We start from the raw sequence: 14,007 nt of genomic DNA, 5'->3' as shown, positions 1-14,007 counted from the left end.
CGGCGCCGAATGGCCCGAAGATTGCCGCATGTCATTAATTTGCAAGATTCCAGACCGTGCAAATGGCTACACTGCGCAGGTGGCGCGGGCCGGATGCCTGTGTGGATAATGGATAACAACGTGGTAGCAGGAGAGTGGCGTGCTTAGAAGAATGGGGATAAAAGGCCGCGTACTGTTGCTGACCTTATTACCGACCAGCCTGATGGCTCTGTTGTTGGGAGGCTATTTCACCTGGATGCAACTCTCGGAGTTGCAGAGCCAGTTGTTGCAGCGCGGCGAAATGATTGCCGAGCAATTGGCGCCATTGGTAGCGCCGGCCCTGGGCCACAAGAACGCCGAGCTGCTGGAGCGCATCGCCACCCAGTCCCTGGAGCAACCGGACGTGCGCGCCGTGTCGTTCCTGGCGCCAGACCGTGCGTCCCTGGCCCACGCCGGCCCGACCATGCTCAACCCACCACCCACCGGCAACAGTTCGCGCCTGTTGCAGCGCACCGGCAACGATGCCACCCGCTATCTGCTGCCGGTATTCGGCCGTCATCGCAACCTCGCCGGCGACGTGATCCCGGATGAGGCAGACCGCCTGCTGGGCTGGGTCGAAGTAGAGCTGTCCCACAATGGCATGTTGCTGCGCGGCTACCGCAGCCTGTTCGCCAGCCTGTTGTTGATCGCCATCGGCCTGATGTTCACCGCAGCGCTCGCCCTGCGGATCAGCCGCACCATCAATTCGCCGATTGGCCAGATCAAGCAAGCCGTGGCCCAGCTCAAGGACGGCAACCTGGAAACACGCCTGCCGCCCCTGGGCAGCCAGGAACTGGACCAGCTCGCATCGGGCATCAACCGCATGGCCGAAACCCTGCAGAACGCCCAGGAAGAACTGCAACACAGCATCGACCAGGCCACCGAGGACGTACGCCAGAACCTGGAGACCATCGAGATCCAGAACATCGAGCTGGACCTGGCGCGCAAGGAGGCCCTGGAGGCCAGTCGCATCAAGTCCGAGTTCCTGGCCAATATGAGCCATGAGATCCGCACGCCGCTCAACGGCATCCTCGGTTTTACTCATCTGCTGCAAAAAAGCGAGCTGTCGCCGCGCCAGCTGGATTACCTGGGCACTATTGAAAAATCCGCCGATAACCTGCTGGGCATCATCAACGAAATCCTCGACTTCTCAAAGATCGAGGCCGGCAAGCTGGTGCTCGACAGCGTGCCCTTCAACCTGCGGGACTTGCTGCAAGACACCCTGACCATCCTCGCCCCCGCCGCCCATGCCAAGCAGCTTGAACTGGTGAGCCTGGTGTACCGCGATACGCCGCTGGCGTTGGTGGGCGACCCGCTGCGGCTCAAGCAGATCCTGACCAACCTGATCAGCAACGCGATCAAGTTCACCCGCGAAGGCACCATCGTCGCCCGGGCGATGGTCGAGGACGAACAGGAGGACAGCGTGCAATTGCGCATCAGCGTGCAAGACACCGGCATAGGCCTGTCCAACCAGGATGTGCGCGCGCTGTTCCAGGCGTTCAGCCAGGCCGACAACTCGCTGTCGCGCCAACCTGGCGGCACCGGCCTGGGCCTGGTGATTTCCAAGCGTTTGATCGAGCAGATGGGCGGTGAAATCGGCGTCGACAGCACGCCGGGTGAAGGCTCGGAATTCTGGATCAGCCTGAACCTGCCCAAGACCCGCGACGACGTCGAAGACCTGCCCGCCCCGCCGCTGCTGGGTCGCCGCGTGGCCGTACTGGAAAACCACGAGCTGGCGCGCCAGGCCCTGCAACACCAACTGGAAGACTGCGGCCTGGAAGTCACACCCTTCAATACCCTGGAAAGCCTGACCAACGGCATCACCAGTGCGCACCAGACCGAGCAGGCCATCAGCCTGGCGGTGCTCGGCGTGACGGCCAATGACATTCCGCCCGAGCGTCTCAACCAGCACTTGTGGGACCTTGAACACCTGGGTTGCAAAGTGCTGGTGCTGTGCCCGACCACCGAACAGATGCTGTTCAACCAATCGGTACCCAACCCCAACAGCCAATTGCAGGCCAAGCCGGCCTGTACACGCAAGCTGCGCCGCTCCCTGGCCGACCTGATCAGCCCCCGCCCTTCACGCAGCGAGCCGGGTGAGCCGCTGTCCAGCCGTGCGCCGCGTGTGCTGTGCGTGGACGACAACCCGGCGAACCTGTTGCTGGTACAAACCCTGCTGGAAGACATGGGCGCCAAGGTGCAGGCGGTGGAGAGCGGTTACGCGGCCATTGATGCGGTGAAGCAGGAAACCTTCGATCTGGTATTGATGGATGTACAAATGCCCGGCATGGACGGCCGCCAAAGCACTGAGGCGATCCGCCAGTGGGAAAGCGAGCGCCACGGCACGCCGCTGCCGGTGGTGGCCCTCACGGCACACGCCATGGCCAATGAAAAACGCGCCCTGCTGCAGAGCGGCATGGACGACTACCTGACCAAGCCCATCAGCGAGCGGCAACTGGCCCAGGTGGTGTTGAAGTGGACCGGCCTGGCCCTGCGTAACCAGGGCCCGGAACGCGTCAACGACGGCCTGGCGCAAGGTGCGCAACTGCTGGTGCTCGACCACGAGGAGGGCCTGCGCCTGGCCGCCAACAAGGCCGACCTGGCCGCCGACATGCTCGCCATGCTGCTGGCCTCCCTGGAAGCCGACCGCCTGGCGATTACCGTCGCCCGCGAAGCCAATGACAATCACGCCCTGATCGAACGCGTGCACCGTTTGCACGGCGCCACGCGCTACTGTGGCGTGCCGCAATTGCGCGCGGCGTGCCAACGCGCTGAAACCCTGCTCAAGCAGGACGATGCCAAGGCCATGGCCGCGCTGGATGAACTGGACATGGCGATTGCGCGGCTGGCCAGTGAAGCCAGAGTCAGCGCCTGACGCAATTTTATGGACAACACCAATCAAAATGTGGGAGCAAGCCCCCTCCCACATCTAGTCAGCATTTCCATCGTGTAAATTGCAGGGAGCCTTCTTGATGCGCGTCATTCTTTTCAGCAGCCAGACCTACGACCGTGACAGTTTTATCGGTGAACCGCTCCCCTCGGCCCTGGAGCTGCAATTCCAACCCGCCCGCCTCAACCTCGACACCGTAGCCCTGGCCGAACACCATGAGGTGGTCTGCGCCTTTATCAATGACGACCTCAGCGCCCCGGTGCTGGAGCAACTGGCCAAGGGCGGTACACGCCTGATTGCCCTGCGTTCGGCCGGCTACAACCATGTTGACTTGGTCGCCGCCAAACGCCTGGGCCTGAGCATCGTGCGCGTGCCCGCCTATTCGCCCCACGCCGTGGCCGAACACGCCGTGGCGCTGATCCTGGCTCTCAACCGCCGCCTGCACCGTGCCTATAACCGTACCCGTGATGGCGACTTCAGCCTGCATGGGCTCACCGGTTTCGATCTGGTCGGCAAAACCGTCGGCGTGGTCGGCACCGGGCAGATCGGCGCGACCTTCGCCAAGATCATGGCCGGCTTCGGCTGCCAATTACTGGCTTATGACCCCTTCCCCAACCCACACGTCCAGGCCTTGGGCGCTCGCTACGTCAGCCTGCCCGAATTGCTGGCCGAGGCGCAGATCGTCAGCCTGCACTGCCCGTTGACTGCCGACAGCAAACACCTGATCAACGCCCGTTCCCTGGCGCACATGCAGCCCGGTGCAATGCTGATCAACACCGGCCGCGGTGGCTTGGTCGATACGCCCGCGCTGATCGAAGCCCTCAAGGAGGGCCAATTGGGCTACCTGGGGCTGGACGTTTATGAAGAAGAAGCCCAGCTGTTTTTCGAGGACCGCTCGGACCTGCCCCTGCAAGACGACGTACTCGCGCGTCTGCTGACCTTCCCCAACGTGATCATCACTGCGCACCAGGCATTTCTCACTCGTGAAGCCCTGGCGGCGATCGCCGGTACGACGCTGGCCAACATTGTGGCGTGGGCCGATGGTCGGCCACAGAACCTGGTCGAGGGTTGATCAGCGGTCACATACCAGGCTCATGATGGGCCGGCACCCGTGATAGGATGCCGCGCCTATTTGGAGGATCCATGGCCGAACACGATTTCCGCTTCAGCTTGCTGAGCCCGCAACACACCCTGATCGAATGCCGCGCCCTTGTGCCGGGCCGTTACCAGGTCACCGGCAACGGTGGTTCGATCAAGCATGGCGACGTGCTGATCGTCACCCTGCGCGGCAGTAAAACCCTGTCGATGCGCCTGACCGTCGAAGGTGACGCACGCTACTCCATCCGCCCGGCCGGCCAATGGGTCGCCATGGCCCAGGGGCCGAAGTTCGGTGAGCTGGAGATTCATACCTGGAAGGTCAATTGCGACAGCTGCGACACCGTGCTGGAGTTTGAATTTTCGGTGGAAACCAAGCTGACCAAAGAGCCGCTGCAACCGGCCGCCAACGCACGCATCAAAGAACTCGGCTGGGCCAGTGAAGGCGACAAGCACCGCTGCCCGAAATGCCAGCAGGCCGCACAATGAAGGGCCCGCTGCTGCTCGCCGCAATCGGCGCGGCTCTGACGGGTTGTGCTGCCGACGGCCCGAAGCTCGAACGCGACCACAGCTACGTGGTGGAGTGGATCGGTGAGCGCCCGCTGATGGACTACGCGCACCTGACCGTCACCCTTGGCGCTGATGGCCGCGCCTACGGCAACGGCGGCTGCAATCACTGGTTTGCACCGTATACCGTCGAGGGTGACAAGCTCAGCTTCGGACCTATCGGCAGCACCCGCAAAATGTGCGCCGAGGCGTTGATGGAGCAGGAGCACCGCTTCTTCCAGGCCCTGCAAGGCGTGCAGCGCTGGGACATCTCGCCGATCGAACAGACGCGGTTCTGGCCGGCCGAGGGCAAGCCGATTCGTTTATGGCTTGAAGAGGGCTGATATCCCCAATCTTTGGATTGATGGGATCTCAATGTGGGAGGGAGCAAGCCCCCTCTCACACTTTCTCTGAGGTGTTGCTTTAACCGCGCAGGGCCTTGAGCTTGGCCTGCACCCCTTCTGCGGTCTGCTCACCCATCAACTGCTCACGCACCTTGCCCTTGTCGTCGATGATGTAGGTCACCGGCAACGCCTCGCTGCGTGGAATCTCGAAGATCCCGTCCGGGTTCTGGGCCAGGACCGTGAACTTGATCCCCAGCTTGTCGCTGGCGGCCTTCAGTTCCTCACCCTGCACGTTGTCGAAGTTAACCCCGAATACTTCCACACCCTGCCCTTTCAGTTGCTCGGCCAAGGCATTGAGCTCGGGGATTTCCGTGCGGCACGGGCCACACCATTCGGCCCAGTAATTGACCACCAGCCACTGTTTGTCCAGGCGTTCGGCCGCCACTTTCTGGCCATATTGGTCAACGCCGTAATCGTTACCGCAGCCGCTGAGCAGCAGGGTTGTGATGATCGCCAATGCACCGATCAGTCGCCTTGTCATGGGGTATTCCTTCGCAAAAATGAACGTTGGCTGCGACCTATCGCCTCTTACGGTTTAAGGACAGGCGCCAGCGCAGGTAGAATACCCGCCACCTTACGCAAGATGCGACCCGCACATGACCGATCTGACGCTTTATCACAACCCGCGCTGCTCGAAATCCCGCGGTGCGCTCGAACTGCTTGAAGCTCGCGGCCTCAACCCGACCGTGGTGCGCTACCTGGAAACCCCGCTGGACGCCGCGCAAATCCAGGCCCTGCTCAAAAAACTCGGGATCAGCGCGCGCCAACTGCTGCGCACCGGCGAAGAGGAATACAAAACCCTCAACCTGGCCGATGCCAACTTGAGCGAAGCGCAATTGATCGCCGCTATCGCCGGGCACCCCAAGCTGATGGAACGCCCGATCCTGGCAACTGCCGACAAAGCCATCATTGGCCGCCCACCCGAGAACGTATTGGAGATTCTGCCGTGACCACGCCCTATGTGCTGGTGCTGTATTACAGCCGCAACGGCTCGGTAAGCGAAATGGCCCGGCAGATTGCCCGGGGGATCGAACAAGGCGGCATGGAAGCACGTCTGCGCACGGTGCCGGCGATTTCTACCGAGTGCGAAGCGGTGGCGCCGAGCATTCCCGAGGAAGGCGCGCTGTATGCCAGCCTGGATGATCTGAAGCACTGCTCAGGCCTGGCCCTGGGCAGCCCGACACGCTTTGGCAACATGGCTGCACCGCTCAAGTACTTCCTCGACGGCACCAGCAACCTGTGGCTCACCGGTGCCCTGGTCGGCAAGCCCGCCGGCGTGTTCACCTCTACCGCCAGCTTGCATGGCGGCCAGGAAACCACGCTGATGTCGATGTTGCTGCCGCTGCTGCACCACGGCATGTTGATCACTGGCCTGCCTTACAGCGAACAGGCACTGCTCGATACCCAGGGCGGCGGCACGCCATACGGCGCCAGCCACCATTCCGGGCCTGACGGCAAGCGGATGCTCGATCAACATGAAATCACCCTGTGCCGGGCCCTGGGCCTGCGCCTGGCCAAGACCGCCACGCTGCTGGAGCACGGCCGTGGCCAGGAAGCCTAAAGTCCTGCCGCCCCAGGCGTGGCTGGAACCGCGGGTAAACATTGCACGCGCACTGAGCCTGCTGGCGTTTTTTGCCCTGGTGGGCCTGTTGTGCGTGTATTACCTGTTGATTGCCGACCTTCACGGGGCGCGCCCATGGGTGATCCTGCTGATCGAACTGGTGCCGCTGCTGGTACTGGCGCCAGGGATGATGATCGGCAGTGCGCGCGGGCATTCGTGGATGTGCTTTGTGGTGAATCTGTATTTCATCAAGGGCGCGCTGGCGGCGTACGACCCGAACCGCCAGTGGTTCGGGGTGTTGGAGATGCTGGCGAGCCTGGCGGTGTTTTGCACGGCGCTGTTGTATGTGCGTTGGCGGCATCAGTTGAATCGGCAGTTGGCTGCAGAACCTGTATCGGCCTGAAGTCCGCTATCGCAGGCAAGCCAGCTCCCACATTTTGATAGGCGGCGCGGTCAAAATGTGGGCTTGCTCGCGAAGGCATCACCTGGGTCTCAATGGTTGACGGTGTACGCCAACATCATCGACAACTGGCACATCGGCCGCCCACTCTCGGCATGCCACTGGTTGAAGGCGCCCTGTACTGTGGCCAAATCCCGCAGGCTGGTCGGCGCCTTGTCGACGATCTTCTGCGCATTCAACGCCGCCACCACGTCATAGCTCGGCACAAACGTATCCTTGCCCACCATGCGCAGGAAACGCGGTGCCGACAGCCCGCCCAGTTGGTGGCCATGCTTGCTCAGGTATTTCCATAGCCCGACGATATCGGTTACCGGCCAATCGGCGACAAACGCACCGAAGCTGCCCTTTTCCTGCTCGATGTCCAGGATCATCTGCGCATTGCGCGGCACACTCTTGAGCTTGCCCAGGTGGCGGATGATGCGGGTGTCCTGCATCAGGCGTTCCAAGTGCTCGGCGCCCATCAGCACGACTTTTTCCGGATCGAAGCCGAAAAACACCTGTTCAAACGCCGGCCATTTCGCGTCGACCACACTGTGCTTCAAGCCCGCACGGAAGACCCGCAGCGCCAGGGTCGACAAGTAGCGGTCATCACTGATCTTGCGCAATTGCGCCGGGGTCTTGGGCACAGGCAGATGGGCTTCCAGCTCGGCCGCCGAACCGAAGCGGTTCAGACAATATTCGTGCAGCCACTTGTAATCGCGCATGCCCTCTCCTGGCAGTTGAATTGAAAACGGCGCCCGCAAGCGCCGTTTACTAGAGCCTCGACGAGGCTTAGAGGTTCACTACATTGACGAAACGCGAAGCAGCCGTCTCATCGATTTTCAAGCTGGTGAAATCGAACAGGTTGCGATCAGCCAGTTGAGACGGGATCACATTTTGCAGGCTGCGGAAGATGCTCTCGGTACGCCCGGGGGTCTTGCGCTCCCAGTCCAGCAGCATGTCCTTGACCACCTGGCGCTGCAGGTTTTCCTGGGAGCCGCACAGGTTGCAGGGGATGATCGGGAATTGCTTGAAGTCGGAGTACGCTTGGATGTCCTTCTCGTTGCAATACGCCAGCGGGCGGATTACCACATTGCGCCCGTCATCGGCGCGCAGCTTGGGCGGCATGGCCTTGAGCGAGCCATTGAAGAACATATTCAGGAAGAAGGTCTCGACGATGTCATCGCGGTGATGCCCCAGGGCCATCTTGGTCGCGCCGATCTCGTCGGCAAAGGTGTAGAGCGTGCCACGGCGCAGGCGCGAGCACAGCGAGCAGGTGGTCTTGCCTTCCGGGATCAGCTCCTTGACCACCGAGTAGGTGTCTTTCTCGACGATGTGGTACTCGATGCCCAGTTCTTTCAGGTAGGCCGGCAGCACGTGCTCGGGAAAGCCTGGCTGTTTCTGGTCCATGTTGACGGCGACGATCTCGAACTGGATCGGCGCGACCTTTTGCAGGTGCAGCAGTACGTCGAGCATGGTGTAGCTGTCTTTGCCACCAGAGAGGCAGACCATGACCTTGTCGCCGTCCTCGATCATGTTGAAATCGGCGACCGCTTCACCGGCCAGGCGACGCAGGCGTTTTTGCAGTTTGTTCTGGTTGACCGTAAGAGTGCCCATGGCGCTTGGATCCGCTGAAGGTGTGTGACGAAAAGCCGGGTATTTTAGCGATGTCGAGTACCTACATTCAATGTGAGAGGGGGCTTGCTCCCGATAGCGGTGTATCAGCCAGCACTTGTAGTGCCTGGCACACCGCTATCGGGAGCAAGCCCCCTCCCACATTTGACAGACCCCACCGCGATTAAGCGCCCTGTTTACAGCGCAATTTGCTCTAAAGGCCCTACAGTTATTCCGGTCATCACTTCCTATACTGCGACTTGAGGTCGCACACATATCCAGACCTTTCAGGCCATCTGGCCGGTGGGCGCTCCGATGGGGGGCGATGGTAATAACGACAGGAGTGACTGGCATGATCCATCACGTCGTGGGGCTTTTTACCCATCCCGACCAGGAATGGCGGGAAATCCGTGGCGATAAAGAAGAAAGTATCGGCCACATGTACCTCACTCACACCCTGATTCTCGCGGCGATCCCCGCCGTGTCCGCCTTTATCGGCACCACCCAGGTCGGCTGGGTCATCGGCAACCGGGCGCCGGTGATGTTGACCCAGGAAAGCGCGCTGTGGATGACGCTCATGTCGTACGCGGCCATGCTTGGCGGCGTGGCGGTGATGGGCGCGTTCATTCACTGGATGGCCCGCACCTACGACGCCAGCCCCAGCATGGCACGCTGCGTGGCCTTCGCCACCTATACCGCAACGCCACTGTTTGTCGGCGGGCTGGCGGCACTCTACCCGCATATGTGGCTGGGCATGGTGGTCGGCACCGCGGCCATTTGCTACACGGTGTACCTGCTGTATGTGGGGCTGCCGACCTTCATGAGTATCGACCCGGACGAAGGCTTCCTGTTTTCCAGTTCGGTATTGGCCGTGGGCCTGGTGGTACTGGTGGCGATCATGGCGTTTACCGTGATTGTGTGGGGCCTGGGCGTAGGGCCCATCTACACCAACTAGGCAACTCAACCCGCAGGCAAGGCCACCGCAAGGTGGCTTTGTGCGTTATGCATGACCATTCGGCGCCTGACAGATTCGGAAACACCCTGCTTTGCGGCATACTGGGCGTCTCTGGAGATTTGTACAGCATGCCCGAGCAACTCAATACCCGCGTCGAAGATTGTTTCCTGCAAGCCGAATCCTTTTTCAAACGAAGCTTCAAACGCCCCCAGGTCAGCCTCAAGCTGCGGGGCCAGAAAGCCGGTGTCGCGCATTTGCACGAGAACCTGCTGCGCTTCAACCCTCAGTTGTACCGTGAAAACAGCCAGCATTTTCTCAAGCAAACCGTGGCCCACGAAGTGGCGCACCTGATTGCCCACCAGTTGTTTGGCGAGCGTATACAGCCCCATGGCGAGGAATGGCAGTTGATCATGCGTGGGGTTTACGAATTGCCGCCGGACCGCTGCCATACCTATGAGGTCAAGCGCCGCCAGGTGACCCGTTATATCTACCGCTGCCCGTGCGCGGACAGTGACTTCCCGTTCTCGCCGCAGCGCCATGGCCTGGTGAACCAGGGGCGGCGGTATTTGTGTCGGCGGTGTCGGCAGACTCTGGTGTTCACCGGGGAAACTCGGGTGGAATGAGGGCCTCTTCGCAGGCAAGCCAGCTCCCACATCTGGATCTGTGAACGCAATCAAAATGTGGGAGCTGGCTTGCCTGCGAAAGCGTCGGCTCAGTCAACCTACAACCTTGGCCTGACGCAATTCATCTATCCGCTGAGCACTGATCCCCAACTCCACCAACACCTCGTCACTATGCGCCCCCACCGCCACCCCAATATGCCTGGGCGCCGGCAACCCTTCTGAGAACTTCAGCGGGCAGGCCAATTGCGCTTGTGTCGAGCCATCCCCCCGGGGCACCTGGCTGACCAATGCCCGAGCCTTCAACTGCGGATGTTCAACAGCCTCCGCCAGGCTCAACACCGGCTCAACACACGCATCAACCCCGGCGAACAACTCGCACAGTTCCTCAAAACTGCGCTTCTCGAATTCCACCTGCAATGCCTGCTTCAAGGCCCCCTGCTGTTCAGGCTTCACGCTGTGGGCCGCCAGCTCCGGCCTTCCGAGCGCCTCACACAATTGCTGCATAAAGGCCGGCTCCAAACTCCCCACCGACATCCAGCGCCCATCGCGAGTGCGATAGTAATCGTAAAAACTGCCACCATTGAGTACATGATTCTCCCACTCCGGCTCCAGCCCGCAGGCCAGATAGCCAGCCCCGGCCATGGCGTTCAGGCTGAACGAACAATCGGTCATGCTCACATCCAGGTATTGCCCCACTCCGTTCTGCTGCCTGGCAATCACCGCCGCCAGCAAGCCCACCACCGCATGCAGCGAACCACCTGCCACGTCCGCCAGTTGCACGCCCAGCGGCAACGGCCCGCTGTCCCGCCGCCCGGTGTGACTGGCCACACCGGCCAACGCCAGGTAATTGATATCGTGCCCGGCGCGGTCCTTGTAAGGGCCGGTCTGGCCGTAGCCGGTAATCGACACATAAATCAACCCGGGATTGATCGCCTTCAGCGCCTCATAACCCAGCCCCAGGCGCTCCATGACCCCAGGGCGAAACTGTTCGAGCAGGATGTCATGGCCCTTGACCAGCTCACACACGATCTCCACCGCCTCGGCCTGCTTGAGGTCCAGGGCCAGGCTGCGCTTGTTGCGGTTCAGATACGCGTGGCTGGCCGAGGTACCGCGGTCATGGGGCGGCAACACCCGCAACAGGTCCATGCGCGTGGGCGATTCGATACGCAGCACCTCGGCGCCCATATCCGCCAGCATCAACGAGGCAAACGGGCCGGGCAGCAAGGTGGAAAAATCCAGCACTTTAAGGGACGCCAAGGGACCAGACATAGAGACTCCATTCGGGTTGCGATCACCCACAGACTAGGCAGCCTGACGGCTACCGGCAATCGTCAGAACGATCAGCGACAGTGACCGTTTTGATCACGGCGGGCTTTTTCGCGGCGGCGGCTTTATCATTGGCCGACGTTTGTTGGCAGAGTCTCCCATGAAGTTCGCGATTGCACTGTATAGCGCCGCCCACGCGCCCTCCTCGCGCCGCGCCCTGCTGTTCGCACAGGCAGCGCTGGCGGGCGGGCATGAGATTGTGCGGCTGTTTTTTTATCAGGATGGCGTGTACAGCGCGTCCAATAACATCGTAGCGCCCCAGGACGAGCCAGACATTGCGCGCCAATGGCGCGAGTTTGTCAGCCAGCATCAGCTCGACGGCGTGGTATGTATCGCCGCCGCCTTGCGCCGTGGTGTGCTGAACGCCGAGGAGGCCGCACGCTATCAACGCAGCGCGGTCAATCTGCAGGCGCCATGGGCGTTATCGGGCCTTGGGCAGTTGCATGACGCGATCCAGGATGCCGACCGCCTGATCTGTTTTGGAGGGCCGTGAGATGTCCAAATCCTTATTGGTGATCAGCCGACAGCCGCCGTGGTCCGGGCCAAGTGCGCGGGAAGCACTGGATATCGTGCTGGCTGGTGGCGCGTTTGATCTGCCCATTGGTCTGCTGTTTCTGGATGACGGTGTGTTCCAGCTGGCGCCGCATCAGGCCGCCAAGGCCGTGCAACAAAAAGACCTGAGCGCCAACCTGCAGGCATTGGGCCTGTTCGGCATTGATGACGTGTTCGCCTGCGGCCACAGCCTGTCCGCACGCGGGTTGCTGCCGCCCGCCAATGCGCAGACGCTGCACAGCCAAGCCATTTGCGAGCTGATTGATCGTTACGACCAGGTGATTACCCTCTGATGTCGACTCTACATGTGGTGTCTCACTCTCCCTTTACCGACAGCCGCCTCGACAGCTGCCTGCGCATCTGCGGCGCTCAGGACGCAATCCTGCTGTGTGGCGACGGTGCCTACGCGCTGCACACGCCCGCCCTGCAAAGCAAAGGCGTGAAGGTCTTTGTACTGGCCGAAGACATGCAGGCGCGCAACCTGCCGCTTCCCGACTGGGCTGACAGCGTGGATTATCCAGGTTTCGTGCAACTGTCGATCGACTACGACAAGGTCAACACCTGGCTATGAACACCCTGACCGTCGGCACACGCAGCCTCGAACTGGACAAGGACGGTTACCTCGTCGACCTCAATGACTGGTCCGATGAGGTGGCGCACGCCCTGGCCGCTGCCGAAGCCCTGGAGCTGACTGCGGATCACTGGGAAATCCTCAAGCTGCTGCGCCAGTTCTATACCGAATTCCAGCTGTCCCCTGCCACACGCCCGCTGATCAAGTACACCGCCTTGAAACTGGGCCCGGAAAAGGGCAACAGCCTGCGTCTAAACAAACTGTTCAACGGCACTCCCGCCAAACTCGCCGCCAAGCTGGCGGGCCTGCCCAGGCCGACGAATTGCTTATGACCGACTTCGCCCCCTTGACCCTCAACACGCCCGAAGAGCACCCTTTTGCCCAGTTCGTGCGCATCCTCGGCAAAGGCAAGCGCGGCGCGCGCAACCTCACCCGCGAAGAAGCGCGGCAAGCCATGGGCATGTTGCTCGACGAAAAGGTCGAGGACACCCAGCTCGGCGCCTTTTTGATGCTGCTGCGTCACAAGGAAGAGAGCCCGGAAGAACTGGCCGGTTTCACCGAAGCGGTACGTGAACGCCTGGATGCACCGGCGTTGAACGTGGATATCGACTGGCCGACCTACGCCGGCAAAAAGCGCCATCTGCCGTGGTTTCTGCTGGCGGCCAAATGCCTGGCGCAAAACGGTGTGCGCATTCTGATGCACGGCGGCGGTGCCCACACGGCGGGCCGGCTGTACACCGAGCAACTGCTGCAGACGCTGCAGATCCCGCTGTGCCGCAATTGGCAGCAGGTGGGAAGCGCCTTCGAGCAGGGCAACCTGGCCTTTATCCCGCTGGGCGACTGGGCGCCGCAATTGCAACGCATGATCGACCTGCGCAACACCCTCGGCCTGCGCTCGCCCATTCATTCCCTGGCGCGGCTGCTTAACCCGCTGAATGCGCGCTGCGGCCTGCAAAGCATTTTCCACCCGGGCTACCAGGGCGTACACCGCGATGCCAGCGGCCTGCTCGGGGACAATGTGATCGTGGTCAAGGGCGACGGCGGCGAGATCGAAATCAACCCCGACACCCTCAGTCACCTGTATGGCACCACCGGCGGCCAGAGTTGGGACGAAGAGTGGCCCGCGCTCTCCGCCCAGCGTCACGTCAAACCGGCGACGCTTGAGCCTGAACAGTTGAAAGCGTTGTGGCGTGGCGAAGTCGAGGACAGCTACCCGCAACTGGCGCTGATCGCCACCATGGCCCTGGCGTTGCGCGGTCTCGGCCACGCGCGGCAACAGGCCTTCGAACTGGCCCAGCAATACTGGGATGCACGGGATAAATCGATTTAGTCGATCATTCACCCCCGGTCTTTGCGCTTTTAGTTCGAACTCATCCCTTTAGACTGGACTCCAACGTTTAACAGCCAAGGAGC

18 protein-coding genes are annotated in these 14,007 nt (G+C 61.5%); 14 read left to right on the top strand and 4 right to left on the bottom strand.

Features of this window, described 5'->3' with window-relative positions:
- Window positions 1–139 precede the first annotated feature (139 nt).
- The 4 genes from FW800_RS22850 (at window position 140) to FW800_RS22835 (ending at window position 4,893) form a co-directional block, all read left to right on the top strand.
- Window positions 140–2,893 (top strand): response regulator, encoded by a 2,754-nt coding sequence (locus tag FW800_RS22850; RefSeq protein ID WP_446438515.1) that lies wholly within the window; start codon window positions 140–142, stop codon window positions 2,891–2,893.
- Window positions 2,894–2,990: 97 nt separating this feature from the next.
- Window positions 2,991–3,980, top strand: a complete 990-nt coding sequence (locus FW800_RS22845; protein WP_446438514.1) for a 2-hydroxyacid dehydrogenase — start codon at window positions 2,991–2,993, stop codon at window positions 3,978–3,980.
- A 71-nt stretch (window positions 3,981–4,051) separates the two neighbouring features.
- Window positions 4,052–4,492 (top strand): hypothetical protein, encoded by a 441-nt coding sequence (locus tag FW800_RS22840; RefSeq protein WP_446438513.1) that lies wholly within the window; start codon window positions 4,052–4,054, stop codon window positions 4,490–4,492.
- The gene (locus FW800_RS22835; RefSeq protein WP_032880638.1) at window positions 4,489–4,893 is read left to right on the top strand and encodes an META domain-containing protein; all 405 of its coding nucleotides are present in this window, start codon (window positions 4,489–4,491) and stop codon (window positions 4,891–4,893) included. Before FW800_RS22840 ends, FW800_RS22835 begins: the two co-directional genes overlap by 4 nt.
- A 79-nt stretch (window positions 4,894–4,972) precedes the next feature.
- Here FW800_RS22835 and FW800_RS22830 read toward each other — a convergent pair whose 3' ends face one another.
- Window positions 4,973–5,434: a redoxin domain-containing protein gene (locus FW800_RS22830; RefSeq protein WP_446438512.1), complete on the bottom strand. Its 462-nt coding sequence runs from the start codon at window positions 5,432–5,434 to the stop codon at window positions 4,973–4,975.
- A gap of 115 nt (window positions 5,435–5,549) precedes the next feature.
- Here FW800_RS22830 and arsC point away from each other — a divergent pair, with 115 nt between their 5' ends.
- The 3 genes from arsC to FW800_RS22815 are packed head-to-tail and all read left to right on the top strand — an operon-like array spanning window position 5,550 to window position 6,917.
- Window positions 5,550–5,903, top strand: coding sequence for an arsenate reductase (glutaredoxin) (gene arsC / locus FW800_RS22825; RefSeq protein ID WP_078821654.1), 354 nt, complete (start codon window positions 5,550–5,552; stop codon window positions 5,901–5,903).
- On the top strand, window positions 5,900–6,514 hold the full coding sequence (gene wrbA / locus FW800_RS22820; protein WP_032880636.1) for an NAD(P)H:quinone oxidoreductase: 615 nt from the start codon (window positions 5,900–5,902) through the stop codon (window positions 6,512–6,514). The genes arsC and wrbA overlap by 4 nt, the downstream gene beginning before the upstream one ends.
- Entirely contained in the window at window positions 6,498–6,917 is a 420-nt protein-coding gene (locus FW800_RS22815) for a DUF2069 domain-containing protein (protein WP_005789067.1), read from the top strand. The genes wrbA and FW800_RS22815 overlap by 17 nt, the downstream gene beginning before the upstream one ends.
- Before the next feature lie 89 nt (window positions 6,918–7,006).
- On the opposite strand, the gene FW800_RS22810 is transcribed toward FW800_RS22815, so the two are convergent.
- Together FW800_RS22810 and ttcA are read right to left on the bottom strand one after the other, a co-directional pair.
- Window positions 7,007–7,678: a DNA-3-methyladenine glycosylase I gene (locus tag FW800_RS22810; protein ID WP_010209632.1), complete on the bottom strand. Its 672-nt coding sequence runs from the start codon at window positions 7,676–7,678 to the stop codon at window positions 7,007–7,009.
- 67 nt (window positions 7,679–7,745) lie between these two features.
- Window positions 7,746–8,570, bottom strand: coding sequence for a tRNA 2-thiocytidine(32) synthetase TtcA (gene ttcA, locus FW800_RS22805; RefSeq protein WP_005789069.1), 825 nt, complete (start codon window positions 8,568–8,570; stop codon window positions 7,746–7,748).
- A gap of 349 nt (window positions 8,571–8,919) precedes the next feature.
- Between ttcA and FW800_RS22800 the strand changes: the two genes are divergently transcribed.
- Together FW800_RS22800 and FW800_RS22795 are read left to right on the top strand one after the other, a co-directional pair.
- Complete coding sequence (locus tag FW800_RS22800) at window positions 8,920–9,522, top strand: Yip1 family protein (RefSeq protein ID WP_005789070.1); 603 nt, start codon at window positions 8,920–8,922, stop codon at window positions 9,520–9,522.
- Window positions 9,523–9,650: 128 nt separating this feature from the next.
- Entirely contained in the window at window positions 9,651–10,145 is a 495-nt protein-coding gene (locus FW800_RS22795; RefSeq protein ID WP_003192067.1) for a SprT family zinc-dependent metalloprotease, read from the top strand.
- Window positions 10,146–10,238: 93 nt separating this feature from the next.
- Here the strand turns inward: FW800_RS22795 and FW800_RS22790 are convergent, their stop codons facing one another.
- The gene (locus FW800_RS22790) at window positions 10,239–11,414 is read right to left on the bottom strand and encodes a CaiB/BaiF CoA transferase family protein (protein ID WP_446438511.1); all 1,176 of its coding nucleotides are present in this window, start codon (window positions 11,412–11,414) and stop codon (window positions 10,239–10,241) included.
- Window positions 11,415–11,571: 157 nt separating this feature from the next.
- On the opposite strand from FW800_RS22790, the gene tusD reads away from it, so the two are divergent.
- From tusD to FW800_RS22765, 5 genes are read left to right on the top strand one after another with little or no spacing between them, the layout of a single operon-like run.
- The gene (gene tusD, locus FW800_RS22785; protein ID WP_005789072.1) at window positions 11,572–11,964 is read left to right on the top strand and encodes a sulfurtransferase complex subunit TusD; all 393 of its coding nucleotides are present in this window, start codon (window positions 11,572–11,574) and stop codon (window positions 11,962–11,964) included.
- 1 nt (window position 11,965) lies between these two features.
- The gene (gene tusC / locus FW800_RS22780; protein WP_005789073.1) at window positions 11,966–12,316 is read left to right on the top strand and encodes a sulfurtransferase complex subunit TusC; all 351 of its coding nucleotides are present in this window, start codon (window positions 11,966–11,968) and stop codon (window positions 12,314–12,316) included.
- Entirely contained in the window at window positions 12,316–12,594 is a 279-nt protein-coding gene (gene tusB, locus FW800_RS22775; RefSeq protein WP_005789074.1) for a sulfurtransferase complex subunit TusB, read from the top strand. The genes tusC and tusB overlap by 1 nt, the downstream gene beginning before the upstream one ends.
- Window positions 12,591–12,926: a TusE/DsrC/DsvC family sulfur relay protein gene (locus FW800_RS22770; protein ID WP_005789076.1), complete on the top strand. Its 336-nt coding sequence runs from the start codon at window positions 12,591–12,593 to the stop codon at window positions 12,924–12,926. The genes tusB and FW800_RS22770 overlap by 4 nt, the downstream gene beginning before the upstream one ends.
- Window positions 12,923–13,924, top strand: coding sequence for a glycosyl transferase family protein (locus FW800_RS22765; RefSeq protein ID WP_446438510.1), 1,002 nt, complete (start codon window positions 12,923–12,925; stop codon window positions 13,922–13,924). Before FW800_RS22770 ends, FW800_RS22765 begins: the two co-directional genes overlap by 4 nt.
- The last annotated feature ends 83 nt before the right edge of the window (window positions 13,925–14,007 follow it).

It is taken from the genome of Pseudomonas sp. 910_23 (genome assembly GCF_052850795.1).
This window is presented reverse-complemented; position numbering and strand designations above follow the sequence as displayed.